Genomic DNA, 566 nt, shown 5'->3' with positions numbered 1-566 from the left:
GACGGAGACTTTGGCGTCGTTGGCTTTTTCAAACTGCGCGATGGCGGATTGGGGCAGGCTGAAGGATTTGTGTACGGCAAGGCGCACTTCGGTTTGGGCGGATAAGTTTGCCGAAGCCAGCAAGAGGGCGAGGGCGGATAATTTCAGTTTCATTCTCTAACCTTTGTACGGGTAAAATAAGAAACATCATAACAAAATCCGCACCAACACACGACATGAACCTTTCTCCCGTTTGGCTCTTTGACCTCGACAACACGCTGCACAACGCCGATGCCGGCATTTTCTATATCATCAACCGCGCCATGACCGACTACATGGCGCAACGCCTTAAGCTTTCCGAAGAAGCGGCATCCGACCTGCGTCAGGACTATTGGCACCGGTACGGCGCGACGCTTGCCGGCCTGCAAATCCACCATCCCGAAATCGACATACGCGAGTTTCTGCGCGAAAGCCATCCCATCGCGCAAATCTTGGCAAAATTGGAGGGCATGGAGGGAACCGAAAGCGTTTTAGGTCGTCTGAAAGGACGCAAAGCCGTTTTTTCCAACGGCCCTTCGTTCTACGTC

2 pseudogenes are annotated in these 566 nt (G+C 53.2%); one reads left to right on the top strand and one right to left on the bottom strand.

From position 1 onward, the window contains the following. Positions 1 to 153: pseudogene (locus ACTHUR_RS16735) on the bottom strand (thiamine ABC transporter substrate-binding protein); the annotation flags it as partial. 62 nt (positions 154 to 215) lie between these two features. On the opposite strand from ACTHUR_RS16735, the pseudogene ACTHUR_RS16730 reads away from it, so the two are divergent. Continuing rightward, positions 216 to 566: pseudogene (locus tag ACTHUR_RS16730) on the top strand (pyrimidine 5'-nucleotidase); the annotation flags it as partial.

Source organism: Neisseria sp. P0021.S007, from assembly GCF_051956855.1.
The sequence above is the reverse complement of the archived record's forward strand: the minus strand, read 5'-3'. Positions and strand labels throughout refer to the sequence as shown.